This window comes from Okeanomitos corallinicola TIOX110, assembly GCF_038050375.1.
Taxonomy (GTDB): Bacteria; Cyanobacteriota; Cyanobacteriia; order Cyanobacteriales; family Nostocaceae; genus Okeanomitos; species Okeanomitos corallinicola.
Window position 1 is genome coordinate 3385229 of record NZ_CP150886.1, and the last position, 23861, is coordinate 3409089.

26 protein-coding genes are annotated in these 23861 nt (G+C 35.8%); 15 read left to right on the plus strand and 11 right to left on the minus strand.

From position 1 onward, the window contains the following. The first annotated feature begins 43 nt into the window (after positions 1–43). Positions 44–2257, plus strand: a complete 2214-nt coding sequence (locus tag WJM97_RS14690) for a glycoside hydrolase (RefSeq protein WP_353929540.1) — start codon at positions 44–46, stop codon at positions 2255–2257. A gap of 57 nt (positions 2258–2314) precedes the next feature. Here the strand turns inward: WJM97_RS14690 and WJM97_RS14695 are convergent, their stop codons facing one another. After that, positions 2315–2761, minus strand: a complete 447-nt coding sequence (locus WJM97_RS14695) for an NUDIX hydrolase (protein ID WP_353929541.1) — start codon at positions 2759–2761, stop codon at positions 2315–2317. A gap of 299 nt (positions 2762–3060) precedes the next feature. On the opposite strand from WJM97_RS14695, the gene WJM97_RS14700 reads away from it, so the two are divergent. Further along, entirely contained in the window at positions 3061–3501 is a 441-nt protein-coding gene (locus WJM97_RS14700; protein WP_353929542.1) for a hypothetical protein, read from the plus strand. 156 nt (positions 3502–3657) lie between these two features. Then, positions 3658–4464, plus strand: coding sequence for an SDR family oxidoreductase (locus WJM97_RS14705; RefSeq protein WP_353929543.1), 807 nt, complete (start codon positions 3658–3660; stop codon positions 4462–4464). A gap of 99 nt (positions 4465–4563) precedes the next feature. On the opposite strand, the gene WJM97_RS14710 is transcribed toward WJM97_RS14705, so the two are convergent. Together WJM97_RS14710 and WJM97_RS14715 are read right to left on the minus strand one after the other, a co-directional pair. Then, positions 4564–5019 carry a cupin domain-containing protein gene (locus WJM97_RS14710; protein ID WP_353929544.1) on the minus strand — a complete coding sequence of 152 codons (456 nt, stop codon included), beginning with the start codon at positions 5017–5019 and terminating at the stop codon, positions 4564–4566. Positions 5020–5058: 39 nt separating this feature from the next. Continuing rightward, positions 5059–5832, minus strand: a complete 774-nt coding sequence (locus WJM97_RS14715) for a cysteine hydrolase (protein WP_353929545.1) — start codon at positions 5830–5832, stop codon at positions 5059–5061. Between the two features lie 89 nt (positions 5833–5921). On the opposite strand from WJM97_RS14715, the gene WJM97_RS14720 reads away from it, so the two are divergent. Continuing rightward, positions 5922–7319 (plus strand): amidohydrolase, encoded by a 1398-nt coding sequence (locus WJM97_RS14720; protein ID WP_353929546.1) that lies wholly within the window; start codon positions 5922–5924, stop codon positions 7317–7319. A gap of 70 nt (positions 7320–7389) precedes the next feature. Here WJM97_RS14720 and WJM97_RS14725 read toward each other — a convergent pair whose 3' ends face one another. Next, positions 7390–8811 carry an LCP family protein gene (locus tag WJM97_RS14725; RefSeq protein ID WP_353929547.1) on the minus strand — a complete coding sequence of 474 codons (1422 nt, stop codon included), beginning with the start codon at positions 8809–8811 and terminating at the stop codon, positions 7390–7392. 568 nt (positions 8812–9379) lie between these two features. Beyond that, positions 9380–9766 (minus strand): hypothetical protein, encoded by a 387-nt coding sequence (locus WJM97_RS14730; RefSeq protein WP_353929548.1) that lies wholly within the window; start codon positions 9764–9766, stop codon positions 9380–9382. 96 nt (positions 9767–9862) lie between these two features. On the opposite strand from WJM97_RS14730, the gene WJM97_RS14735 reads away from it, so the two are divergent. Together WJM97_RS14735 and WJM97_RS14740 are read left to right on the plus strand one after the other, a co-directional pair. After that, entirely contained in the window at positions 9863–11026 is a 1164-nt protein-coding gene (locus tag WJM97_RS14735) for an AI-2E family transporter (RefSeq protein ID WP_353929549.1), read from the plus strand. A 311-nt stretch (positions 11027–11337) separates the two neighbouring features. Then, positions 11338–12690: a transporter gene (locus WJM97_RS14740; RefSeq protein WP_353929550.1), complete on the plus strand. Its 1353-nt coding sequence runs from the start codon at positions 11338–11340 to the stop codon at positions 12688–12690. Between the two features lie 27 nt (positions 12691–12717). On the opposite strand, the gene WJM97_RS14745 is transcribed toward WJM97_RS14740, so the two are convergent. Together WJM97_RS14745 and WJM97_RS14750 are read right to left on the minus strand one after the other, a co-directional pair. Next, the gene (locus WJM97_RS14745) at positions 12718–13107 is read right to left on the minus strand and encodes a 6-carboxytetrahydropterin synthase (protein ID WP_353929551.1); all 390 of its coding nucleotides are present in this window, start codon (positions 13105–13107) and stop codon (positions 12718–12720) included. Positions 13108–13226: 119 nt separating this feature from the next. Next, positions 13227–14000 (minus strand): carbonic anhydrase family protein, encoded by a 774-nt coding sequence (locus tag WJM97_RS14750; protein ID WP_353929552.1) that lies wholly within the window; start codon positions 13998–14000, stop codon positions 13227–13229. 61 nt (positions 14001–14061) lie between these two features. Between WJM97_RS14750 and WJM97_RS14755 the strand changes: the two genes are divergently transcribed. Next, entirely contained in the window at positions 14062–14769 is a 708-nt protein-coding gene (locus WJM97_RS14755; protein WP_353929553.1) for a 16S rRNA (uracil(1498)-N(3))-methyltransferase, read from the plus strand. Positions 14770–14854: 85 nt separating this feature from the next. Further along, a complete protein-coding gene (locus WJM97_RS14760; protein ID WP_353929554.1) occupies positions 14855–15934 on the plus strand; it encodes a tetratricopeptide repeat protein in 1080 nt (359 codons plus the stop codon). Positions 15935–16035: 101 nt separating this feature from the next. Here the strand turns inward: WJM97_RS14760 and WJM97_RS14765 are convergent, their stop codons facing one another. Next, positions 16036–16434, minus strand: coding sequence for a hypothetical protein (locus WJM97_RS14765; RefSeq protein ID WP_353929555.1), 399 nt, complete (start codon positions 16432–16434; stop codon positions 16036–16038). Positions 16435–16839: 405 nt separating this feature from the next. Here WJM97_RS14765 and WJM97_RS14770 point away from each other — a divergent pair, with 405 nt between their 5' ends. After that, the gene (locus tag WJM97_RS14770; protein ID WP_353929556.1) at positions 16840–17445 is read left to right on the plus strand and encodes an alpha/beta fold hydrolase; all 606 of its coding nucleotides are present in this window, start codon (positions 16840–16842) and stop codon (positions 17443–17445) included. 11 nt (positions 17446–17456) lie between these two features. Here the strand turns inward: WJM97_RS14770 and WJM97_RS14775 are convergent, their stop codons facing one another. Continuing rightward, positions 17457–18335 carry a 2OG-Fe(II) oxygenase gene (locus WJM97_RS14775; RefSeq protein WP_353929557.1) on the minus strand — a complete coding sequence of 293 codons (879 nt, stop codon included), beginning with the start codon at positions 18333–18335 and terminating at the stop codon, positions 17457–17459. 104 nt (positions 18336–18439) lie between these two features. Beyond that, complete coding sequence (locus WJM97_RS14780; protein WP_353929558.1) at positions 18440–18865, minus strand: VOC family protein; 426 nt, start codon at positions 18863–18865, stop codon at positions 18440–18442. A gap of 94 nt (positions 18866–18959) precedes the next feature. Between WJM97_RS14780 and WJM97_RS14785 the strand changes: the two genes are divergently transcribed. The 5 genes from WJM97_RS14785 (at position 18960) to WJM97_RS14805 (ending at position 21992) form a co-directional block, all read left to right on the plus strand. Beyond that, on the plus strand, positions 18960–20057 hold the full coding sequence (locus WJM97_RS14785) for a helix-turn-helix domain-containing protein (RefSeq protein ID WP_353929559.1): 1098 nt from the start codon (positions 18960–18962) through the stop codon (positions 20055–20057). Between the two features lie 180 nt (positions 20058–20237). Then, positions 20238–20372, plus strand: a complete 135-nt coding sequence (locus tag WJM97_RS14790) for a KTSC domain-containing protein (RefSeq protein WP_353933177.1) — start codon at positions 20238–20240, stop codon at positions 20370–20372. A 325-nt stretch (positions 20373–20697) separates the two neighbouring features. Then, a complete protein-coding gene (locus WJM97_RS14795; RefSeq protein ID WP_353929560.1) occupies positions 20698–20925 on the plus strand; it encodes a hypothetical protein in 228 nt (75 codons plus the stop codon). Between the two features lie 12 nt (positions 20926–20937). Continuing rightward, positions 20938–21738: an Rpn family recombination-promoting nuclease/putative transposase gene (locus WJM97_RS14800; protein WP_353929561.1), complete on the plus strand. Its 801-nt coding sequence runs from the start codon at positions 20938–20940 to the stop codon at positions 21736–21738. Between the two features lie 41 nt (positions 21739–21779). Next, positions 21780–21992, plus strand: a complete 213-nt coding sequence (locus tag WJM97_RS14805) for a hypothetical protein (protein ID WP_353929562.1) — start codon at positions 21780–21782, stop codon at positions 21990–21992. A 19-nt stretch (positions 21993–22011) separates the two neighbouring features. Here the strand turns inward: WJM97_RS14805 and WJM97_RS14810 are convergent, their stop codons facing one another. Beyond that, positions 22012–22632, minus strand: coding sequence for a Uma2 family endonuclease (locus WJM97_RS14810; RefSeq protein WP_353929563.1), 621 nt, complete (start codon positions 22630–22632; stop codon positions 22012–22014). Between the two features lie 249 nt (positions 22633–22881). On the opposite strand from WJM97_RS14810, the gene WJM97_RS14815 reads away from it, so the two are divergent. After that, complete coding sequence (locus WJM97_RS14815; protein WP_353929564.1) at positions 22882–23640, plus strand: TIGR00297 family protein; 759 nt, start codon at positions 22882–22884, stop codon at positions 23638–23640. Positions 23641–23861 lie beyond the last annotated feature (221 nt).

The following is a 23861-nucleotide window of genomic DNA, read 5'->3' on the forward strand; positions in this document are numbered from 1 at the left end:
AATCACCAATTATTCTTTAAATCCGTAAGATTATATATTTTCTATGTCTCATCCCCTCTATGTCGCTTTTATTTGGCATCAACATCAACCGCTGTACAAGTCTCCTGTTAGTCAGAAGTACCGCTTACCTTGGGTGAGGTTGCATGGTACTAAGGATTATTTAGATTTAATATTACTTTTAGAACGGTATCCGCAATTACACCAAACGGTGAATTTAGTACCGTCTTTAATTTTGCAATTGGAAGATTATATTGCGGGAACGGCTTTTGATCCTTACCTAACAGCTAGTTTGACACCTGTGGAACAATTAACCACAGAACAGAAAGAATTTATTGTTCAACATTTTTTTGATGCTAATCATCATACTTTAATTGATCCTCATCCTCGTTATGCCGAGTTGTACTATCAAAAACAGGAAAAGGGTCAGGCTTGGTGTTTAGCAAATTGGCAAGCTGTAGATTATAGTGATTTATTAGCTTGGCATAATTTGGCTTGGATTGATCCGCTGTTTTGGGATGATCCAGAAATTGCAGCTTGGTTAAAACAGGGACGGAATTTTACTTTAAGCGATCGCCAACGCATATATTCTAAACAAAAGCAAATCCTCAGTCGCATTATTCCTCAACATCGGCAAATGCAGGAAAATGGACAGCTAGAAGTTACGACGACTCCCTACACTCACCCCATTTTACCCCTGTTAGCTGATACCAATTCTGGGCGGGTTGCAGTACCCCAGATGACCCTACCTAACCAAAGTTTTCAGTGGGACGAAGATATTCCTCGTCATTTACAAAAGGCTTGGGATTTATATAAAGACCGTTTTGGACAAGCACCACGGGGTTTGTGGCCTTCTGAACAGTCAGTTAGTCCAGAAATTTTACCTTATATCATTAAACAAGGTTTTAACTGGATTTGCTCAGATGAAGCTGTGTTAGGTTGGACGCTGAAACACTTTTTCCACCGGGATGGTGCGGGAAATGTTAATGAACCAGAATTACTTTATCGTCCTTATCGTTTGCAAACTCCCACAGGTGATGTATCCATAGTTTTTCGGGATCATAGATTATCAGATTTAATTGGTTTTACCTATAGTTCCATGCAGCCAAAACAGGCAACTGCGGATTTAGTGGGACATTTACAGGCGATCGCTAGAAAGCAAAGAGAACACCCTAGTGAACAACCTTGGTTAGTTACAATTGCTTTAGATGGAGAAAACTGTTGGGAATTTTATCCCCAAGACGGTAAACCCTTCCTAGAAACCCTCTATCAAACTTTAAGTAATGAGGAAAATATTAAACTCGTTACCGTCTCCGAATTTCTCGAAAAATACCCCGCCACAGCAACTATACCCGGTGAAAAATTACATAGTGGTTCTTGGGTAGATGGCAGTTTTACAACTTGGATCGGCGATCCCGTCAAAAATCGTGCTTGGGACTACCTCACCCACGCCAGAGAGACTTTAGCAAAACATCCCGAAGCCACAGAAGAAAATAACCCCGCTGCTTGGGAATCATTATATGCTGCTGAAGGTTCTGATTGGTTTTGGTGGTTTGGAGAAGGACATTCATCAAATCAAGATGCCATTTTTGATCAGTTATTTAGAGAACATCTCTATGGCATTTATAAGGCATTAAATGAACCCATCCCAGCCTATTTAAGCAAACCGTTAGAAGTCCATGAAGCCCGCGCAAATCATCGCCCAGAAAGCTTTATTCATCCAGTTATTGATGGTAAAGGTGATGAACAAGACTGGGATAAAGGCGGCAGAATAGAAGTAGGTGGTTCACGGGGAACAATGCACCAAAGTAGTTTAGTGCAACGGATTTTCTATGGAGTAGATCACCTGAATTTTTATTTACGGGTAGACTTTAAAAGTGGTGCAGCACCAGGAAAAGAATTACCAAAAGAATTAAATTTACTTTGGTATTATCCAGATAGAACTATGGTGAATAGTCCTGTACCTTTAGCAGAAGTTCCTGACATAGCACCAGCCAATTATCTATATCACCATCATTTAGAAATTAACTTACTTACGCAAACAATTCAGTTTCGAGAAGCAGGAAATAACTATCAATGGCATCCCCGTGCTAGTCGCGCCCAAGCCGCTTTAAATACTTGTTTAGAAGTGGCAGTACCTTGGGCAGATTTACAAGTTCCACCTGATTATCCTGTGCGGTTGATGTTGGTTTTAGCTGATGATGGATGTTTTCATAGTTATTTACCAGAAAATTCTTTAATTCCCATTGAAGTACCTTAGTCATGTAGGTTGGGTTAACGTAAGAAAACCCAACTGTCATCAAATAAATTTTGTTTTCTATGACTTTATAGCTGAATTATTAACTTCATTTTTTACTTGATCTTTTGAAGATTGTAAAATTTTTTTGAGCGCATTTTCTTGGACAATCATGGCTGCATGATTAATATCTAGCCAAATTCTTTCCCTTTCTGCTGCTTCTGGCCAGTCTTCTAAAACTTTTTCTACTGGTAACCAAAATAAATTAACTCTATACAAATTACCCCGTTTTCGATATTTATAAGCGCCAATTTTTTTAGTGTTTACTCTACCAATTACACCGGCTTCTTCCCATGCTTCTTTAGCTGCTGAATCAGGTGGAGTCATCCCTTTGCAAACCCCTCCCTTGGGAATTACCCAACGTTGACTTTTACGATTTGTAATTAATAAAACCTCTATTTTTCCATCTCGCACTCGATATGGAATCACTCCAGACTGTTTACAGATTTTGTTAGTTTTTCTTCTCATGGAAGTACATTCCTGATAAATTAATTTCTAAATTGTAATTACTGCCTTACAAATAAGATGATCATAATAATCATCTTAGTAATGTTGAATATATACCCCTAATTACATCTTTCACTGGGTAAACCATTTCTTCCGTATAATATTCAACAAAATTTGATCATTTATTTCAATTATCATCATTGATGTCTCATTACCAGGATCACCTATGCTGTAACCATAGCTTTGAGATCATCATCCAACTATATTAGTCATATATAACTCAGCAGAAAAGCCAAATTGACAATAAAATGGTGTCATCTATGCAACCTAAACCTACAACATTTTGGTTAATTCAACCCGAAAAACCACCATTCTTACAAGTTATCGCTGGAGGTGTAATTTTACCAGATGGACAGGTGGCGATCGCCCGATGTTTACCAAATGCTAGTCACGCTACTTTCCCTTCTTTCCCCTCTTTTCAACAATTACAAGCAAAAAGAAGTCGAGAAATCATCTTTGCTAATCATTCATTCAATGGATATGAAATCAACACTTTTCAGTTAGTCAGAAACAAAGATGTTACAGGTATTAGCGGAACTGGTACAGTCGCAGTAGGATGTTATTTTCAAAGTTTCGGCGGTTTAGCTGTCATGCAATGGTTAACTGAATTTGCTTCTACAGCTTGGTACATCGGTGGTTTAGAACAAATAGAATTAATTCATGGACACAATGGAAAAACAGAAATTATTATTGATACTTAAAAATAGATATTTTCATATCAGTTATCATCTACTTATATCACACTAAAACCCATCTTTTCTTTGCGTCTTTGCTCCTTTGCCTCTTTGCGCGAAACCACCTCTTATTTAATTAATGATATAATCAGATTATTTCCACAATATAACTAATCATTTTTTATGTCGGATTTAATATTAGTTCCTGGTGCAACTGGTGGTGTCGGACAATTAGTAGTGAGCAAACTTCTAGAAAAAGGTTTATCCGTTCGCATCCTCACACGAGATGCAGCAAAAGCAGAAAAAATGTTTGATCAAAAAGTAGAAATTGCTGTTGGTGATATCCGTCAACCAAAAACTTTACCCCCAGCAATGTCAAATACTACTTCTATTATTTGTTGTACAGGAACTACTGCTTTTCCTTCTGAACGTTGGGAATTTGATCCACAACCTAATATATTTGAATGGGGACAAGCTTTATTTAATCCCCAATTAATTGAAAGCAAAGCTAAAAATACACCCTTAATAGTTGACTATCAAGCAATTAAAAACTTAGTAGAATCAGCACCTAAGAATTTACAAAGGTTCGTGTTTGTTTCCTCCTGTGGTGTAGGAAGAAAAAATCAATTTCCATTTAATATTCTCAATAGTTTTGGTGTTTTGGATGCTAAAGAAAAAGGAGAAGCCGCAATTATTAATTCAGGCATTCCCTATACAATTATTCGTCCTGGACGTTTAATTGATGGGCCCTTTACCTCTTATGATTTAGCTACTCTCCTGAAAACAACAACAGGAGGTAAATTAGCAGTAGTATTAGGAAAAGGTGATAAAATAAATGGTGATGCTAGTCGGATAGATGTAGCCGCAGCTTGTGTAGAAAGTTTGTTTTATCCTCAGATAGAAAATCAAATTTTTGAATTAGTTAATCAAGGTACAAGACCAGATAAAATTGATTGGCAACATTTATTCTCACAGATTAGTAATTCATAGTTAATTGTTCGGAGATTCATACATAACATCAGTCTATAAAAAACATATATTTATTTGCTTGGGGTTTAGCATTGCTAAACCCCTACAATACCTAAAACTTTAAACAATTTTCAAGGAATCCAATCTACCCAAAACCTCGATATCTTCAGCATCTAATTCTACAGGGATTCCACTCCTGATTAATTCGGAAAAATCTTCATTAGGAATCATAATTGTCAGAGTATAAAGGCGAGAATTACCTGTATTTCTAATTAAATGTGTTCCTGTAGCTGGAACTAACAAACTATCTCCAGCTTTAATTGGTACTTTTTTCCCATCACAAATAGCCACCCCTTCTCCTTTAAGAATAAAAAACATTTCTACCGCCCATTGATGGCGATTTGGTGGAGTTTGTCCGCCTACATCAAATATTTCTACACAACAAGTTAAGGAAGTATTTGCAGTTGTAGAATCAAAGATAATTGCTAAACGATTGGAGTCTTTAGCACTAATACGATATACTTGATAATCCTTGGGAGATTTGATAATTGGAATTATGCAGCTAGTAGTCAGCATGGTTTTAGTAACTCGTGATTAGTAATGAAAATTTATTGATTACAAATTATTTAGCGATGTTATAATTGCTTCAGAATCTGTGACAAAACCAAAGCATTGTTGAACGTTATATAAAGTTGCTAACCAACAATATTCGGGGGAAGTTGTCGCTGTACAATCTTGAACTAAAATACAGTCATAGCCTAAAAAATTCCCATCACATAAAGTTGTGAAAACACATTGATCAGCGTTGACACCAGTGAAAAATATTGTTGTTATTCCTAAATTTTTCAAAATACTATCTAAAGGTGTATCCCAAAAGCCACTCATCCGATATTTATCAATACAAATATCTGTTGGTAGTTGAGGAAGTTCTTCTACTACCCCAGCGGCCCAACTATCTTTGATAAGAACTTTTGCGCCATTATTAGGTAGAGAATCGCCTAATCCTACCCCTTCCCCTGTAGGATTATACACATGAAGCAAACCAGCACTAATATTCAATAAGTCGGGACGATTTCCCCAATTTAACCAAATTACTGGTACTTCGGCATTTCGCAGTTTTGGTAATAAGTTCTGTAAAGGTGCAATAGGTTGACGTGCAGGGGTAACATCCACACCAATATGTGCTAACCAACCATCAGGATGGCAAAAATCATTCTGCATATCAATGATGATAATGGCTGTTTTTGCTAAGTCTAAACGCAGAGTTTTGGTTTCTGTTGATAAAATAACAGGTTGTGGGGTTTTTTGAGGCCGAGTGATATCTGCAAAGGTTTCATTTACTTCCCAAGCATTGGGGTAAACTCCTAATTTTTTTAATGGTAGATTCATAAATGCTAACACCCAAGATCATTACTTACTTTGTAGCTTGAAATTATCTCAATTGTTCAATTACTTAATTAAGGTTAAAGGTAAAAATCATGAACTTTACGATCAAGAAAGCTTTAATTGCCGTTACAAATGGTTATACAAGTTTAGATGTACAAGTGACTAATGGCATTATTACTGCTATTGGCGAAAATTTAGCTGTCATCGGTACAGAAATTAACGGTAACAATAAACTGTTGCTACCTGGTTTTTTTAATGCACACACTCATTCTTCTGAAAAGTGGCAACGGGGAATTATTCCACCTTTACCTTTAGAATTGTGGTTAGCTCATTTGTATGATTTTGCTCCTCTGGATACTGAACAAGTTTATCTCAGTGCTTTGGGAACTGCTGTAGAAACGTTACTTTCTGGGGGAACAAGTGTTGTAGATCATTTGGTGTTAATTCCTGGAAAAGAGTTAGAAACTATTACTACCGCCGTTCGCGCTTATCAAGAAGTAGGAATTAGGGCTTTTATTGCTCCTTTAATTCAAGATGAGTCTTTAACTGCTGGAATGCCTGGAGGAAAATCATTACCAGAACATGAATCTTATTTTCGTCCGACTGCGGAAACTTTAGCAATTATCGAGGAAGCTGTAATTAAGTTTCATCATCCAGAGTCAGGAATAAATATTTTAGTTGCACCGACAGGAACTCAATTGTGTACTGATGCTTTATTTACTGGTTGTATTGAGTTAAGTGATCGTTATAATCTTTGTCGTCATACCCATTTATTAGAAACTAAGGCTCAAGAAAAATTAGCAGCAGAAAAATATGGTTGTACTGCGGTTGAACACTTAAATAAAATCGGTTTTTTAAATAATAAAACCAGTTTAGCCCATTGTGTTTGGTTGACTGATACTGATACTAAAATTTTAGCAGAAACTCAATCTACAGTTGTTCATAATCCATTGAGTAATCTGCGGTTAGGAAGTGGTATTGCTCCGATTTTAAAATATATTCAAGCCGGGGTAAATGTCACTTTTGGTTGTGATGGTGCTTCTAGTAATGATTCTCAGGATTTGTTAGAAGCTATTAAAATTGGTTCAATTTTACATAATGTGACTGATATTGATTATCAACACTGGATTACAACTCGTCAAGCAGTGGAAATGGCTGCCTTGGGTGGTGCTAAGGGTTTAGGTTTAGATGATCAATTGGGTTCTTTAACTGTCGGTAAAAAAGCAGATTTAGTTTTATATGATTTAACTAATTTATCTTTGCTGCCACGTACAGATCCGATTGGTTTATTAGTTTTAGGTCGTCCAGTTAATGTTGTTGATTATGCTTGGATAAATGGTAAACAAATTATTGCTAATGGTCAGTTTACCACTGTTAATATTGATGAATTAAGAACAGAATTATTTAACCGTAGTCAGTGGGAAACCAGGGAAAAATCACCGGGTTTAGGACAAATTGAGCCTCATTATCGTCAGGTGATGGGTTTGTGATCAGGGGTGCAGAGTGCGGAGTAATATTTTAATATTTACGTTTTATCTCCTGCCTCCTGCTTCCTGTCTCCTATCTAGATTCGGTTTCAAAAAATGTTTTGTTTTGCAACCAATCTTTACCTACCTGAATACTAATATCAGAACCGATATTACCTGTGCTTTCTACTTTGACTTCTCCAAAACCTAAGGTATTCCGAATAGACTCAGCACTCGTGCTATCACCTTTTTGAGCAACAATATTAGTAACTTCTAAAGGTTCGCTCCAAGGTTTAGAGATGAAGATGTTACTATATCCGGCTTTTTCTAAGGCTGTTACTAGGGGACGAATTTGTGAGCGATCGCCTCCTGTGCTATCCTGAATTGCTACACGTATTCTGGCAGGATCAATGATTTCTGAGTCAAATGATTCTGATTCTAAGCCAAAGTTTTGCACCATCAATTTCTTAATCTCTCGTTTGAATGGTATCCAGTAACTATATTCATATTCATTTTTTTCGCTGAAACGCCCAGGTAACATTAACATTTGCATATTAGAGCGATTAGTTCTCGCCCCAAAACCAACCAAGGCAACAAGTTCTTCAACTGTTAAGTTTGTATCAATATTATCTTTAACTGTATTGAGAATATCAGGTAATCGTGTTAATGTAGATGGATTTAGTGTTTGTTCAATTAAAGCACGTATTACCATCTGCTGACGTTGAATGCGGCCAATATCTCCTAGTTCATCATGGCGAAAGCGTAGTAGTTGCAGTGCTTGATCTCCTTCTAGATGTTGCTTGCCAGCTTTTAAATTAATATACAAGTGTTGAGATTCATCTATGTACTTCATGTCCTTGGGTACATAGACTGTGACTCCGCCCAAAGCATCAATTAGTTTGCTAACCCCTAAAACATTGATACGCACATAACGATCAATACCCACACCATCCAAAAGATTACTAACAGTTTGGGCAGTTAAAGCAGGGCCACCATCAACGTTAGCAGCATTGATTTTTTTGACTCCAAACCCTTCTACTTCTGTGCGAGTGTCTCTAGGGATAGAAAGCATGACGATTTTTTTACTCTCTGGATCAAATTTGATCAAGAGCATCACATCAGCAAGACCACCAAAGGAATTGATTTGGGGGAGATAACCAAGTTCATTTGTTTCACTCGGTGGGTTTTGGACATCGGGGGGTAGTACACTCATCCCCATGACCAAAATATTCACAGGACGGGTTAACTGGGAAAACTTGAAACCATTCCCAGAAATGCGATCGCCATCAAAAACAGCCGCTTCTTTAGCACTTAGAGCCGCTTGTTGCAATGGTGTACTATCCCAAGAAACTGCCAACAATGCCCCAGCCATACCTGAAACCATGGCAATTCCACCCATACCTAGCGCAAACCATAGCCAACGTCCCGATTTAGATTTCCGGTTGGCTTTGGCTTTTCCTGTAGTTTTGGCTTTCGCCGATTTATTATTTTCTGCTGATGTTCTTTGACTAGTCACAGATTTCCTCACACTGACTGATAAAATACTGTTAATTGGTTGCCTGAATAATATGATCTAGATAAATCAGAATTAATAGTGCTGACTCTTTCCTACTGTTGATACTACAAGACCTTTACCTGGATTTCTCTGATTTTTTTGATCATCCGGAGAGGTTGATTGACCTATGGCGATAGTAAACCAGATTTAACTATATTTTTGGGTAGACTGTCTATAAATCCCTATCTTGCCAAATGTTACCTAATAATTTCACATTTGAGAGCTAAGGGCAGAGTATTTTTAGTGATAATATTAACCATTTTTAATTTCTTCAATTACTTGCTTTAAGTTATCACCTAAATAGCTATTTTCTCAAATTTATTGTAGGTGCTGATTCTAAACTATGTTTAGGTAACTGCCAAACTTAGGTATATGTGGAAAGACGAAACCAGAATAAAGTGTGTCAATCAAAGTTAAATTACTCAAACTCCCTTATATTATTCCTTCTGCTTTGCTATTGATGATAGATGATAATTTGTCTTACTTACCTACTTATCCTCAACATTTATAATGTGAAAACTATGTAAATCTAGTATTTGCCTAAAATTCTCTCTGCAAGATTGCTGAATCCTGGCAACCGATGGGATTTACCTTGAATAATCCGGAATATTAACCATACACTTACTAAAAAATAACCAGAGGTAAAGAAACTATTAAGAATTAATAAACGTAGGGTTAAAAAATCTGAAGTAGTTGAACCAGAAGCTAATAACAAGTATCCTAACAACCAAGTCAAGACCAAGGTAATGGACAGACGACTCACAGCCAATTGTTCCCGGCTACCTTGATGACGATAGAGAGTCCAAAGAGAAGGGAAAAAACCAATTACAGGAATTAGGTAAAAAAGTAGTAATCTTCTGGAATTCGTGGAATCGTCAGGATCTGGGGAATCTTGCATGGGTGGGATGTTTTGCATTTTGGTTGGCCTAATCATAAATTAGAGATAATAGTCTGTAAACAAGAATTTAATTTTAATCAAGTTCTATTTAGTTCTACCTCCAATCAGCGGAAAATGCAGACACGAAAGCTACTCGACTGGTGGCAACAATTTACACCAGTAGCGCGGATCGCTGCGATCGCGTTACTAGCTCCTCTATTAGTTCTCAATGGTTGGGCTATATCGGCAATTTTCAATTATTTCCACTCTTTGATCGTAATTTTAGTCGGTGCTTCGGTTTTAGCCTTTCTGCTTAACTACCCAGTCAGTTGGATGGAAAAGCACGGTGCTAAAAGAGAGCAAGTGGCTATTTTAGTATTTTTAATCGCTTTGGCGATTTTACTGGCATTGGGTGTCACCCTGTTTCCCTTGGCACTGACCCAAGCTCAACAGCTGGTAAACCGTTTACCGGAGTTAATAGACTCAGGGCGATCGCAGTTAATGATGTTAAATGAGAAAGCCGAAAATATCGGTTTACCCATCAATCTCGATGCTATTGTGGTGCAAATTAACGATCGCGTCAAGGGGCAACTTCAAGCGATCGCTGGTCAAGTTTTAAACTTAGCCGTAGTTACATTTACTAGCATTCTCGATTTCCTCCTGACAATGGTGTTAACTTTCTACTTGTTACAGCATGGTGGAGAACTGTGGGAAAGCTTAGTAGAATGGCTTCCTACAAGATTTCGAGAGCCTTTTTCTAGAACAGTACGCTTGAGTTTTCAAAACTTTTTTATCACGCAGCTAATTTTATCTACCTGCATGGCATCGGCGTTAATTCCGGCATTTTTGTGGTTAAAAGTACCTTATGGACTATTATTTGGCTTAACTATCGGCATTATGGCACTGATTCCCTTTGGCGGTTCTGTGGGTATTGCCGCCACAACTTTATTAGTTTCCTTACAAGATGTGTGGATGGGGGCGAGAGTTTTAGCCGCAGCGGTGATTGTGCAACAAATTCTCGAAAACATCATTGCCCCTCGAATTTTAGGTAGTTTTACAGGCTTAAATCCTGTATGGATTTTAATTTCTGTGTTAACTGGGGCGCGAGTAGCGGGACTTTTGGGAGTAATAGTTGCCGTTCCCTGTGCAGTGGTAATTAAAACAGTAATTATTGCCATCCGTCCGCCAATTATCCGTAATCATCCAGAAGATGCTGCTGCCGAGGAAATCAATACACCTAAGACATCAGAAGAATCGCTTCAACCCGATTCAAATTCTCTTAGTGCTTCTCAACCATAGTAGGACTTACGCACGAGTTACGGAATATCAAACCGCAGAGGACGCAGAGAACACAGAGGAAGGAATAGGAATTTGATAGACTTCTTGCGTAAGTCCTACATAGATTAAATGTCCACCTAACAAATAACCGATGATATCAAGTCCAGGTAATCACTTACGATATAAATTGTTAGTTAATAATTACCTTTTCCCAATGACTAATTACTTACATTGATTACCAACCTCAACAGATATGATATGACAACCTGTCTTTTGACAAAAATTTACTAAATATTATAAATTCTCCTGGGTATAAATTATGGAGGTTAATAATGAACAATTATTACAGTTTATTGTTCGGGGGAATTACAGTTTTTATTTTCAATTTATCTGATGTTGTTTATGCAGAAACTAACTCTGCAAATGAACATCAAACAATGTCCACAGTTCAGCAACAAAAGAGGAATAATCAGAACCAGCATCAACTTAAATCTAAATTAAGTAATTTAAGTAATCAACAAATACAACCATCTCATTCAATAAGTGCTAATAGATTAATAGTTAATAGTTATTCTAGCAAGCATTTACAACCCATCAATAATAATATTCCCACCGAATATATTACTCAATTCCCAGACTTTGAAGATCAGAAATTTATCGCTACTTTCCCTAGTTTATCAGACAATGATATTAGCTCTAACACAACTAATTTGATTATTGCTGATGGAGATCATCAAAATATCCCTGGCAAATGGTCAGCAGGCCGTCCAGATGGCCACGCACCTATTGGAGTAATGGGAGATCATAGCCACAAAAAAGGGGAATTCATGTTTTCCTATCGCTATATGTTAATGGAAATGAACGGCAATCGTAGCGGTACAAATAGTATTAGTGATGCTGAAGTTTTACAGGATTTTATGGTGACACCTGCCAAAATGACTATGCAAATGCATATGTTTGGAGGTATGTATGCCGTGGATGATAATCTGACACTCATGGCCATGGTTCCCTATGTAGTTAAGGAAATGGATCATATTACCCGTTCGGGAGCGAGTTTTACCACTACATCAGAAGGTTTTGGAGACATAAGTACGACTGCATTGTACAAAATTTTAGACCAAAATCAACAAAGTATACATCTAAATTTAGGAGTCAGTTTTCCCATAGGTTCAATTAACGAAAGAGATAATACCCCCGCAGGTGCAAACCAGATTTTGCCTTACCCTATGCAAATTGGTTCTGGAACTTTTGATTTACTACCGGGAATTACTTACCTGGGACAATCTGGAGAAAATTCTTGGGGTTCACAACTACTAGCAACAGTACGATTAGGAGAAAATGATAATAGTTATAAATTAGGAGATCAATTACAACTGAGTGCTTGGGTAGCAAGAAATTGGAATAATTGGTTAGCTAATTCCATTAGATTAAAAGGACGTACTTGGGGAAATATTAATGGTGCTGATTCGCGTTTGAACCCAGCTATGATTCCTACAGCTGATCCCAATCTCAGGGGAGGTACACAGTTAGATTTAGGAATTGGTCTCAATTTATATGTTCCTGAAGGTGATCTAAAAGGTAGTAGATTAGCTTTGGAGTTTGAACTACCTTTATATCGTTCTTTGAATGGACCTCAACTAGAAAGTGATTGGTTATTAACCATTGGACTCCAGACTTCCTTTTAATTCTTCCAAAGAAAATGTTTATTTTTGTTAATCATCCTCATATTCAGCCCAAGAATTAGGTGTTTCTGACACTGCTACCTTGAGTTTGACCTCTGCGGGTAATCGCTTTTTAGTTTCATCATAGATATACTTAGCGATCATCTCCGCAGTGGTTTCATATTCTGGTGGTAAAACCTCATTGAGAACACAGTGATCTAACCCTCCTTTAGTAACATCTTTTTTAGCCCAGCGTAAACTTCTAAAATCAGCTACCATCACAGGATGAGGGCAATATTCGGAGGAATGTAACTGTGATGATTTTGCCTCTATTTTTACCTTATAAGTGTGACCGTGCATTCTCCCACAAGGCCCTTTGTAGTCTTTGATAAAGTGGGCGCTATCAAAGGTAAATTCCGTGGATAATTTCCATTTTGGCATTTTCAGTTAACCTTGCAATTAATTCCTAAATAAATATAAATTATCTACAACTTAAAACCGTTTACCTTGAGATGATTTTTAACAACCGACTACTTAATTTATGTGAAAAATCTACTCTATTACCTGTGTAACTGGATTATTCTATCATTTCTAGGTTGTACTGGTCGAGCATTTGTTTCATATAAAGCTTGGACTGCAAGAATCTGATTTTTTGATGCTTGAATTGGTTCTACAAATATAATCCATTTGACATTTTCACTACATGGAGGTGTAGTTAATGAACCATTATAACTAAAGTAGTTTTTATTATTAGGTAATAAATCAGCAGCGTTAATAGTTGCATATTCATTTTTACCTACTTGATATAGTATAATATCATCAATTAAGGAATTAGATTTACCTGGTTCTATCATCACTCCTAGCACTGCTAATTCTCCCTGACTGTTACGATGTAACAAGTGTATTTCCATTACAGATGGTTGACTATTAATAGTATGTTCACTGGGTGTGTGAAAATGAAATTGTAGCAATTCATATTCATGATTATTAATTTTAATTTTGTTCCCTGGTTGATAATTTACTTGGACATTGTAACCAGTATCAGTAATTGATAAAGGTGTTGGCCGATAATTGAAATCTAAATCAATAGACTTTCTTTCTTGCACATTTTCAATATTAATAGGAGATTGATTTTTACCAACTTCACACAAAGAAAATTCAGAACTTATTTTTCCCCATTGGTTGGGATTTGTATCACCGCTATAGCTCCAATTTGGTATATTTATTTGAGCTAAAGCTTGAGTAGGAAATACAGTTATTGGAATTGTGAATAATGCTACGATTACAAGCAGATTAAGATAAGAAGTCTTTTTGATTATTAAGTTTAATTTCATGATTTTGATAAATATTTTAATTTTATTTTTTATTGATGATTATCAAACATATAACTAAATTATGTCCCAACTTCAACGGATCACAATTCATCCTTCGCAACTGCAAGAAACTTTTATTATCTTAACTCCAAAGCAAAAACATTATTTACTGCGAGTTTTGCGGTTAGGAGATGGGGATAAATTTATTGCTATGGATGGTATGGGTAAATGGTGGTTAGCACAGTTAACGGCAGAAATAGCACAGGTTTTAGAACTACTAGAGGTAAAAACAGAATTACCCATATCTATTACTTTAATGATGGCTTTACCTAAAGGAAATGGGTTTGATGATATAGTACGTTATTGTACTGAGTTGGGTGTAACTTGTATTGCTCCAGTTATCAGCGATCGCACCCTCTTAAAACCCAGTCCCCAAAAACTAGAACGCTGGCAACGGATAGCTACAGAAGCTGCTGAACAGTCCGAACGGGCTTTTGTCCCCACTATCCTAGAACCTGTAACTTTTAAAACTGCAATAAATGAATGTCAAATAAATCACCGCTACATTTGTGAAGCCCGTGGTGAATATCCTCATTTAACTAAAGTAATTAATCATTCCTCCAGCGAAATAATTATTGCCATTGGGCCCGAAGGAGGATGGTCAGATTCAGAATTAGAAATAGCCATAAAATCAGAATTTCAGCCTGTTTCCCTGGGTCGTCGTATTCTCCGCGCTGTCACCGCACCAGTGGTTGCATTATCCTTAATTGCCGCTATTTGTGAAGTATAAATAGGATATATACTATATTTCGCGCTCCAAGATCAAACTCTGTTGCAATCTGCGTGCAAGAAACATATTCAGGATTATAAAAGTTATGTTGGAAGAAGTTATCGCAGCCTTTGAACATCAAGACTACCAAACCGCAGCTAAATTACTTAAACCATTAATCACAGAATCACCCAACGATCCTTGGGTACATTTTTACGTAGCGCGGTTACACGAAGTCTCAGGAAAGCGTCAGGAAGCAGAAAAAATCTATCGTCAACTGTTAAAAGCAACAATTAATAATAAAATTTTGTCCCAAGCACGACAAGGTTTACAACGTCTAGAAGATGCTGAACAAGCAGAAAGAAAAAAAGCTATTGCAGAAGCAACAGCAGAACCAACTAACGCCGAACAGGGAATTTTAGTTTTAGAACCAATAAATAATGAACAAAGAACCTCAGCAGCAAAAGAATTTGCCAAAATTATGCAAATTGATCCATACTCTGCTAGGTTAATTTTACCTAGTCGGTGTTGGCGAGTTTACCGCATTGGTAAAATTGGGGAAATGCAGTTTTATGGACAACAATTACAACAAGCTGATATCCCTTGTTTCTGGTTGAAAATACCCCACATTCAAAATATTAAAGTATATCAAGTTAAATATTTTTCCCAATCTTCAAAAAATCCCAATGCTGTCTGTATGAGTGCAGATCATCAACTGGGTTCTTTGTGTTTTTCATGGTCAGAAGTGACAGCAAGAGTTATGGGACTATTACCTATTTTTGAAGAGGTTGTAGATATAAATGTCCGTGGTAAGTTGGAACGAAAAACCCAAACTCAAGATTATGCCCACTTTTGCGATTTACACTTACCTGAAAGAAACAGCATTTTAAGAATTTATGATAGTGGTTACGAATTTCAGCAAGGTTTAGAAATCTCACCCAATGCTACACAAAACACTATCAGAATTAATTGGAATAATTTAATCGGCTGGATTAATCAAAATACACCTCATTCTCAAGTTTGGTCAGAATTTCAGCCCTTTGGAGAAACAGTTTTAGATCAAACAGAAACCCTTAATCAAATTCCTGCCAATATTCAACTTTACAGGAGAGAAAATAGTAATTGGGATTCAGCTTTTCATCTGTATAGTGGAATCATTTTTGTGAAAAATGCCAAATCAAAATAATGGTAAATGGTCAATCAATTAAAACATCCTCTAATTAATCTAATTAATTAAAAGTTCAGAACTGATTGACCAATAATGTAAATATTAAGCAAATACAAGATTTATCCAGGCACTTTTACTTGACGCGCCATATCTAGAAAATTGTTCATATTCGCACCAGGACGACGACGACTATTGGAAGCTGAAGGCATTAAATATTTGGGTGCAAAGGTAGTTTCCGCTGCTGGTTCTGCGGGTTTAGCTTTCTCTGCTTTGGCGGGTTTAGCTTTCTCTGCTTTAGCAGGTTTAGCTTTCTCTGCTTTAGCGGGTTTAGCTTTCTCTGCTTTAGCGGGTTCTGCTTTCTCTGCTTTCACAGGTTCTGCTTTGGGGGTTGGTGCAGCTACTGGTGTGGTTTCTCCACCTTCTTCTTTTAGTTCTAAGTAGTAAGCGTCTTTCTGACCAAATAAACCACTAAGGAAACCGAAAATACCACTGATTAACTTTTTGATAAATCCAAACATGACAATTTCTCCTGTTGTTAATATTTTTTTGTTGGTAATATCACCGTAATTGTTAATTATTTCAACATAATTTTACATTTTGTCGCTATAATTGCTGACGGTAATAATTTTAGGGATTTTTACTTAATCACCTTGTAGTCATTCTATAGGTCAATTGTTATGGCTTCATTACAAGCATTAACAACCTATATAAACCGCGAAATCATTATCAAATCTTACCGTATCTATAAGCAAGATTATGAGACTTTTCTTCACAAAAATTAATAATAACTAAGTGACTGTCAAAACTGTCATAGCCTTGATGCCGATAGCTTGGGTACTGGGTTATATTTTCTACAGAATCCCCTAAAATCGGTTCTTATGAATACTGACAAATTTCCACAGATTTATTTCAAAAGTATTACTATGGATAACACAACAAAAAAGCGTAATCCTGTTTTATTAGTACACGGAATTAACGATACTGGGGCAGTCTTTAACAAAATGGCGCGTTACCTGAGAAAGCAGGGTAGGATAGTTTCTGCACTTGATTTAATTCCTAATAACGGTTCTGAGGTTTTAGATAAATTAGCAAAGCAAGTATCAAATTATATTTCCGCTACCTTTGCACCAGAACAACCATTAGATATAGTAGGTTTTAGTATGGGTGGAATTGTTAGCCGTTATTATATTCAAAGGTTGGAAGGAATAGAGAGGGTAAAGCGGTTTATTACTATTTCTTCACCACATTTTGGAACAAACATTGCATATTTAACTTGGTTAAAGGGTGCTATACAAATGCAACCTAATAGTGATTTTTTAAATGACTTAAATTCTGATATTGAGATGTTGAAAAAGTTGAATTTTACATCTATTTGGACACCCTATGATTTGATGATTGTCCCTGCAAAAAGTTCACAATTACCTTTTGGTAAGGAAGTTATTTTACCCCTTGCACTTCATCCCTGGATGTTAACAGATAAGAGAACTTTTGAAGCAGTAGCAGCAGCATTAGATGAACCAATTAGTTGAGAAATTTCAATTTACCAAAAAATACACCTTTTTTGTTTTTCTGAAAGATTTTTACTCAGTATATGTAAATCACTGTATGCCAAAATAGATGTACCATGAAAAGCTTGTTTATGTCGCCGAGAAGTGTAATCATAAAATATTGTAAATCTGTCCGTATTTATAGGTGGTTTACCTCTATGAAAAATACTGGAAGTATCAGCAATAATAACAGTTTTGGCAATTCCTGTACATGATTTATAAACTTCTGAAGATGTAACACCTTGCATGACATTATCTCGAACATAGCCAGTTCTGTATTGTAAAGACTGCTCTATTTCTGATGTTAAATATTTAGGGATATATTGAAAAGGTCCGTTATCTTCGTTAACATCATTTAAATAAATGATAATCTTAAGAACTTTTCGGTCTTCTTGATCTATATGCCATAACCTTGAACCTATTTCTAATTGATTAGCAATATCGCGGCGAAAATATATACCTTGATAAGCTACTGGTAAACCAAGAAAATTTTCAATTAAATTTAGTAAATCTTGGTCAAGCCCCCATAAAAAAATTTCTTGATACTCTATTATTTGTTGGGGAGTAGCATGAATAACAAATTGATTTGGGTCATAGGAAGTATTTTGTGAAATTTTAAACATTAAGCTTTGGGCTGATGTAAAAATATCTGAACTAGATGTAATTCCCAATTTGTCTAATGTAGTAATTGCAACTCCTTCTTTGTTAATTATTCTGAGTAAATTAGAGTGATATGGTGGAAGAGTGGGAAGACTTAAAAGATGTTTTTTAAGGGATTTCTGATAAAAATAATTAGCTTGATATTTTGTTAACTGGTGTTTATCAATTGCTCTTAAAATTCTTTTCCGAATCTTTAACAAAATTTTATTCACAAATTACAATCCTTATGCTAAAGACATTTAATTCTAATTACACTGATTAAAATTAAGATATCTATTTTTAGATTAATAAAAATCATTCTTTCGATACTTGTTATTTATATATCCCCAATTTCTGTATGTTCATAACTGCCAAAAATTGATTCTGAATAACGATAATATTTGAATTCCATTAAGTTGTAAAAAGGATCTTCTAGAAAAAATGTGTGATGTTCTAGAGGAGAATCTAAGAAACGGCTTTTAGGTTCTTCTCTAAAATTTAATTGTTTGGTTTTTGCGGTTTCTAGTAATTCTTTCCAGTCTGTTTCTTGAGTGAAAATTAAACCGAAATGTCGGGGATAAATAGTTTTTTGAGGTGTTAAAGGTTCTTTGGTGATGTGGGCAACTAATTGATGTCCATAAAGGTTGAGAATTAAGGCGTGGGGGTTTTCTCTTCCGGGGATGCAGCCTAAACCATCAACGTAAAAGGCTTTAGTTTGGGGGATGTTGGTGACGGGGAAGGCGAGGTGAAATATGGTTTTCATGGTGGGAGTGGGTGAGGGAATAGATTTATTTACTTATTTTTGAATTTAGTTTACAATAAATATACTAACATAAATTTGTAAACTGACCACTGTCATGATTGGCACTCGTATTAAACTAGCTCGAAAAAAAGCGGGTTACTCACTGCGTGGTTTAGCCGAAGCTATGGGTGGCAAAGTTTCCGCACAAGCTATAGGTAAATATGAACGCGGTGAAATGACTCCTAGTTCTGATGTTTTGATTGCTTTAAGCAAAGCATTGGGGGTAACATTGGCTTACTTAATGGATAGTCAAGGAATTGAACTAACTGCTGTTGATTTTCGTACCAAAGCAAGTACCACTGCAAAAGATCGCGCCCGTGTGGAAACGGAAGTGATTGAATGGGTAGAAAGATACTTGCAAATTGAGCAGATTTTGGAACTGGAAGGTAATAATTGGAAACAACCTTTTGAGCAACTAAAAGTAATTCATTCTATTGAGGAATCAGAAGATTTAGCTAATAGTTTACGCAATCATTGGAAACTAGGTTTTGACCCGATTCCTAATATGACGGAACTTTTAGAAGAGAAAGGCTTAAAAGTTCTGATTGTTGATTTACCAAATGCGGTTTCTGGTTTTACTTGTCTGGTAAAAAGACCAGCAGGTTTATGTGATTTACCTGTGATTGTTGTTAACAAAAAATGTTCCTTGGAGCGCAGAAGACTAACGCTTGCTCATGAATTATGTCATCGGTTGATTGATCCTCAATATTTATCTGCAAAAGATGAAGAAAAAGCAGCAACTAGATTTGCGGGAGCTTTTTTAATGCCTCGTTTTCATTTGGAAAAGGAAGTAGGTAAACATCGCCATTCTTTAGGTTATCAAGAATTGATTTACCTGAAAAGAATGTATCGAGTGAGTGGTGCAGCTTTACTTGTACGTTTACGGGACATTGGTATTATTGAATCTTCTGTTCTTACCTATATGTTTCAATCTGTGGCGAGAAATTGGCGTACTCAAGAACCAGAGGAATTAGAACCTGAAAATAAAAGAGGAGAGTATGAACAACCGAGACGTTTTGAGAGGTTGTGTTATCGCGCTTTAGCTGAAGATTTGATTTCATTAATTAAGGCTTCAGAACTGTTACGTACAAGGGTAGAAAATGTCGAAATTGGTTTGAAGGGACCACAGTTATCAGATGCAAATTCTCGTTAGTGATACATCATGTTTAATTGATCTGCGTAAATTCTGATCCATATTTGGTATCTGATAGAGAAAATATGTGTATACTAAAGAATAGTTTTTATTCATCCCGATGGAGATAACAAAATGAATATGCAGCCAGTAAGATCAAGAGCCATCAGTGCTGTTGGATATGATGAAACAACTAGGCGTATGAAAATTCAATTCACTAAAAGAGGAACATACGACTTCTGTAATGTTCCAAAAGATATATATGAAGGTTTGTTATTAGCTGATTCTAAGGGAACGTATTACCATAACCATATAAGAGATAGATATCAGTGTTAGTGATATCGCCATTTTTATGAGGACTTGGTAAATTGTCAAGCGATCGCATTTTCACAAAAAACTCACTTTATTACCTATAATAAATACATAGGATGTAGCAGACATGGTTTAAACATGACATCCCGTTACCTTAAAGGTCGAGGAATTCCGGTAAAGACGTTCTGAATACCAAAAATTTGTTTTTTGGCGAGGACTCCTTCAGGAGTCTTTGTTATTGAAAGAGTTGATAATTTTTAATTATGAAAAAAGTTTTTGAAGTTTTTGGCTATAACGCCTTGGTAATATATTAAGATCAAATAGTGCTATATATTTAGAGATGATTATTATGACCTTACATGAAATTCAAAATCAAGCACTAAAATTATCTGTTGAAGAACGTTTAAAATTAATAAATATCTTAACTCGCTCTCTTCTACCAAAAAAACATTCAGCCATAAAATCAAAAGGTTTAGCTGCAAGTTTAATTGGTATTGCCAAAACAGACACACCACCACCTACAGAGGAAGAGGTGAAAGCTTTATTAAATGAAAGGTTGGTGAAAAAGTATCTATAATTCTCACCAAAAATGAAGACAGACACCATATTTTACACCCTCCTGCAAAACCTCCCCAGCGTCTTATTTGAACTACTGGAAAAACCACCCCAACTAGCTACACACTATGAATTTTCATCAGTTGAAATAAAAGAACTAGCACGTCGCATAGATGGTGTATTTCTACCCAAAATCGAATACCCAGAAGATCCCATTTATTTTGTCGAAGTTCAATTTCAAAATGATGATGATTTATACTGGCGATTAATTACTGAAGTATTTCTTTATTTAAACCAGTACAAACCTAATAAAAAATGGCAAGCTGTAGTATTGTGGGCTAAACGTAGTCTTGATCCTGGTATTCCTTTTGCTTATCAAACTTCACTGCAAAATGGACAAATTCATGTAATTTATTTAGATGAATTAACAGACACATCATCTTCCATTGGTTTAGGAATTATTAAATTAGTAGTTTCCCCAGAAGATGAAGCAGTAGAAACAGCGAGAAGTTTAATTAGTTTAGTACAACAAGCAGATGCGGACAAGAGTCGTTATCTTTTAGAATTAGTAGAAAGGATGCTAATTTACAAGTTTTCCACCTATACCCGTCAGGAGTTAGAAGCAATGTTTGGATTAACAGAATGGCGACAAACTCGATTTTATCAAGAAGTAAAGGAAGAAGTTCAGGAAGAAACTAAGCTACAAACTAAGTTAGAAACGATTCCACTAATGTTGGCAGAGGGAATAACTGTAGAACAAATTGCTCGTGTACTTCAATTAGATATCGAAAAAGTGCAACAATTCATAAAAACACAAGGTAGAAAAGAATCTTAAATTACAAGTTTTCCACCTATACCCGTCAGGAGTTAGAAGCAATGTTTGGATTAACAGAATGGCGACAAACTCGATTTTATCAAGAAGTTAAGGAAGAAGTTGAGCAAGAAACAGAACTAGCAACAAAATTAAAAACTATACCTCGTCTTTTGAAAATGGGATTGACTGTAGAACAAATGGCGGAAGCACTAGAATTAAACATTGAAGTAGTGCAACAAGCAATAAAACAGCAAAGTAAAAAAGAATCAGAATAACCTTATATTAACTGCAAATCTAAACTATTCCAACTTGAAAAATCTGATTTGCAGTTAATTTTAAGTCTGGGAAAGTTTGAGAAATTACACGATCATTTTCTCTAAACTTACTAATCTGATATTCTCCATCAACTAAATTACAAATACAAATTGTTGGTTGTTTAGGATTTCCTAAAAAATTACGTCCTCCCAAGGCTGCATAATCTATAATCCAATATTCAGCAATTCCCATTTCTTCATAATCAGCATATTTTAAATAATAATCATCGCGCCAGTTAGTTGAGACAATTTCAATTACTAAAGGAATTGATGCACCTAAACTAATAGTTGATTGTTTTTTCCATAATGGTTCATTTTTTAAATTTGCCCGGTTTAACACTAACACATCTGGAAAATAACCAGAATCTTTACCTTCAGGTTTAACTATGACTTGATTGGGGATAACATAAGCAAGTTCTAATCTATCAATTAATGCACTAAGTTTAATTGTTGTAAACCCTTTAATTTCTTCATGTTCTCCTACGGGTTGTGCCATTTCTATGATTTCTCCATTATGTAATTCATAACGTACTCCAGAATTTTCAGGTAGCCAGTTGACAAATTCTTCAAAGGTAACAAGTTTGGCTAATGCTTGAGTCATGGTTTTAAAGAATTAATGATAATTAAATATTATCTCTAATTTACTGTAATTTAAGTAATTTGACAAATAATAATAACTCAGAGATTATTGTTGATTAATTTTTTGATTAATCTTTTGGTTTGATGTTGAAAATATACGTAAAATGGGTAATGTTGATTTCTGTAGAGGTTTAGCAGTGCTAAAACTCCAGTCGGAAATTTCGGAAATTCGAGTATCATAAAAAACTGAAAATACTATCATTCTTTAATCATGCTATCTCTGTTTAATGACATCAACCCTTGGATCATAGGTGCTGGTTTAAACACCATTTTATTAGCGATAGTCGCCATAATTCCTAAAAAATTACTCACTCCTGCGGGAATTTTTCATGCTTGGTTATTGGGTGTAATTATTTGGGGAATATTGGGTTGGCCTGGTTATTTGGTAGTAGGATTTTATTTTATTGTCGGTTCAGGTGTTACCCGTATTGGGATGGCACAAAAAGAAGCGGCGGGAATTGCAGAAAAAAGATCCGGTGCAAGGGGTCCTGAAAATGTCTGGGGTTCGGCGTTAATTGCGGCTTTATGTGCGGTGGGAGTGCTGGTTGTGCCTGATTTGAAGTTTTTGCTTTGTTTGGGCTATGTAGCCAGTTTTAGTACCAAATTATCAGATACAACCGCTAGTGAAGTGGGTAAAGCTTATGGAAAAAGCACTTTTTTAATTACGACGCTGCAACCTGTCGCTAGAGGTACAGAAGGTGCGGTGAGTTTAGAAGGTACTTTAGCAGGTATTGTCGGATCTGTGGCGATCGCCCTCATTGGTTGGAGTGTGAATTTAATTGATGTCTTAGGCATCATTTTTTGTATAATTGCGGCATTTATCGCCACAAATTTAGAAAGTGTCATTGGTGCAACATTACAATCTAAATATACTTGGTTGACTAACGAAGTTGTTAATATCTTCAATACACTAATTGGTGCAGTTGTAGCAATTATCTTGGCACTAACTTGGCAAGTAATATTTGTTTAAAACCTTACCAAACATTAAACTTTTTAAAAATTTTAGAGCAGTATTTTTACAGTAAAATTGCTGCTTTTTTTTATATTCATTGTTCTTTAAGCTACTGAAAAAATGTTCAATTTTAACACCATAAATATACAGAATTGATACTAATTTGAGAATTATTTATTTTCCAGGAAACTAATTCACTAAATCTTTATCATCATGAACCTTATTTTTCTACTGTTTTA

What these genes read in the sequence shown, in the direction of transcription:
- WJM97_RS14690 (WP_353929540.1), top strand. Translation starts at nt 44, where the DNA reads ATGTCTCATCCCCTCTATGTCGCTTTTATTTGGCATCAACATCAACCG.
- WJM97_RS14695 (WP_353929541.1), bottom strand. Translation starts at nt 2,761, where the DNA reads ATGAGAAGAAAAACTAACAAAATCTGTAAACAGTCTGGAGTGATTCCA.
- WJM97_RS14700 (WP_353929542.1), top strand. Translation starts at nt 3,061, where the DNA reads ATGCAACCTAAACCTACAACATTTTGGTTAATTCAACCCGAAAAACCA.
- WJM97_RS14705 (WP_353929543.1), top strand. Translation starts at nt 3,658, where the DNA reads ATGTCGGATTTAATATTAGTTCCTGGTGCAACTGGTGGTGTCGGACAA.
- WJM97_RS14710 (WP_353929544.1), bottom strand. Translation starts at nt 5,019, where the DNA reads ATGCTGACTACTAGCTGCATAATTCCAATTATCAAATCTCCCAAGGAT.
- WJM97_RS14715 (WP_353929545.1), bottom strand. Translation starts at nt 5,832, where the DNA reads ATGAATCTACCATTAAAAAAATTAGGAGTTTACCCCAATGCTTGGGAA.
- WJM97_RS14720 (WP_353929546.1), top strand. Translation starts at nt 5,922, where the DNA reads ATGAACTTTACGATCAAGAAAGCTTTAATTGCCGTTACAAATGGTTAT.
- WJM97_RS14730 (WP_353929548.1), bottom strand. Translation starts at nt 9,766, where the DNA reads ATGCAAAACATCCCACCCATGCAAGATTCCCCAGATCCTGACGATTCC.
- WJM97_RS14735 (WP_353929549.1), top strand. Translation starts at nt 9,863, where the DNA reads ATGCAGACACGAAAGCTACTCGACTGGTGGCAACAATTTACACCAGTA.
- WJM97_RS14740 (WP_353929550.1), top strand. Translation starts at nt 11,338, where the DNA reads ATGAACAATTATTACAGTTTATTGTTCGGGGGAATTACAGTTTTTATT.
- WJM97_RS14745 (WP_353929551.1), bottom strand. Translation starts at nt 13,107, where the DNA reads ATGCCAAAATGGAAATTATCCACGGAATTTACCTTTGATAGCGCCCAC.
- WJM97_RS14750 (WP_353929552.1), bottom strand. Translation starts at nt 14,000, where the DNA reads ATGAAATTAAACTTAATAATCAAAAAGACTTCTTATCTTAATCTGCTT.
- WJM97_RS14755 (WP_353929553.1), top strand. Translation starts at nt 14,062, where the DNA reads ATGTCCCAACTTCAACGGATCACAATTCATCCTTCGCAACTGCAAGAA.
- WJM97_RS14760 (WP_353929554.1), top strand. Translation starts at nt 14,855, where the DNA reads ATGTTGGAAGAAGTTATCGCAGCCTTTGAACATCAAGACTACCAAACC.
- WJM97_RS14765 (WP_353929555.1), bottom strand. Translation starts at nt 16,434, where the DNA reads ATGTTTGGATTTATCAAAAAGTTAATCAGTGGTATTTTCGGTTTCCTT.
- WJM97_RS14770 (WP_353929556.1), top strand. Translation starts at nt 16,840, where the DNA reads ATGGATAACACAACAAAAAAGCGTAATCCTGTTTTATTAGTACACGGA.
- WJM97_RS14780 (WP_353929558.1), bottom strand. Translation starts at nt 18,865, where the DNA reads ATGAAAACCATATTTCACCTCGCCTTCCCCGTCACCAACATCCCCCAA.
- WJM97_RS14785 (WP_353929559.1), top strand. Translation starts at nt 18,960, where the DNA reads ATGATTGGCACTCGTATTAAACTAGCTCGAAAAAAAGCGGGTTACTCA.
- WJM97_RS14790 (WP_353933177.1), top strand. Translation starts at nt 20,238, where the DNA reads ATGAAAATTCAATTCACTAAAAGAGGAACATACGACTTCTGTAATGTT.
- WJM97_RS14795 (WP_353929560.1), top strand. Translation starts at nt 20,698, where the DNA reads ATGACCTTACATGAAATTCAAAATCAAGCACTAAAATTATCTGTTGAA.
- WJM97_RS14800 (WP_353929561.1), top strand. Translation starts at nt 20,938, where the DNA reads ATGAAGACAGACACCATATTTTACACCCTCCTGCAAAACCTCCCCAGC.
- WJM97_RS14805 (WP_353929562.1), top strand. Translation starts at nt 21,780, where the DNA reads ATGTTTGGATTAACAGAATGGCGACAAACTCGATTTTATCAAGAAGTT.
- WJM97_RS14810 (WP_353929563.1), bottom strand. Translation starts at nt 22,632, where the DNA reads ATGACTCAAGCATTAGCCAAACTTGTTACCTTTGAAGAATTTGTCAAC.
- WJM97_RS14815 (WP_353929564.1), top strand. Translation starts at nt 22,882, where the DNA reads ATGCTATCTCTGTTTAATGACATCAACCCTTGGATCATAGGTGCTGGT.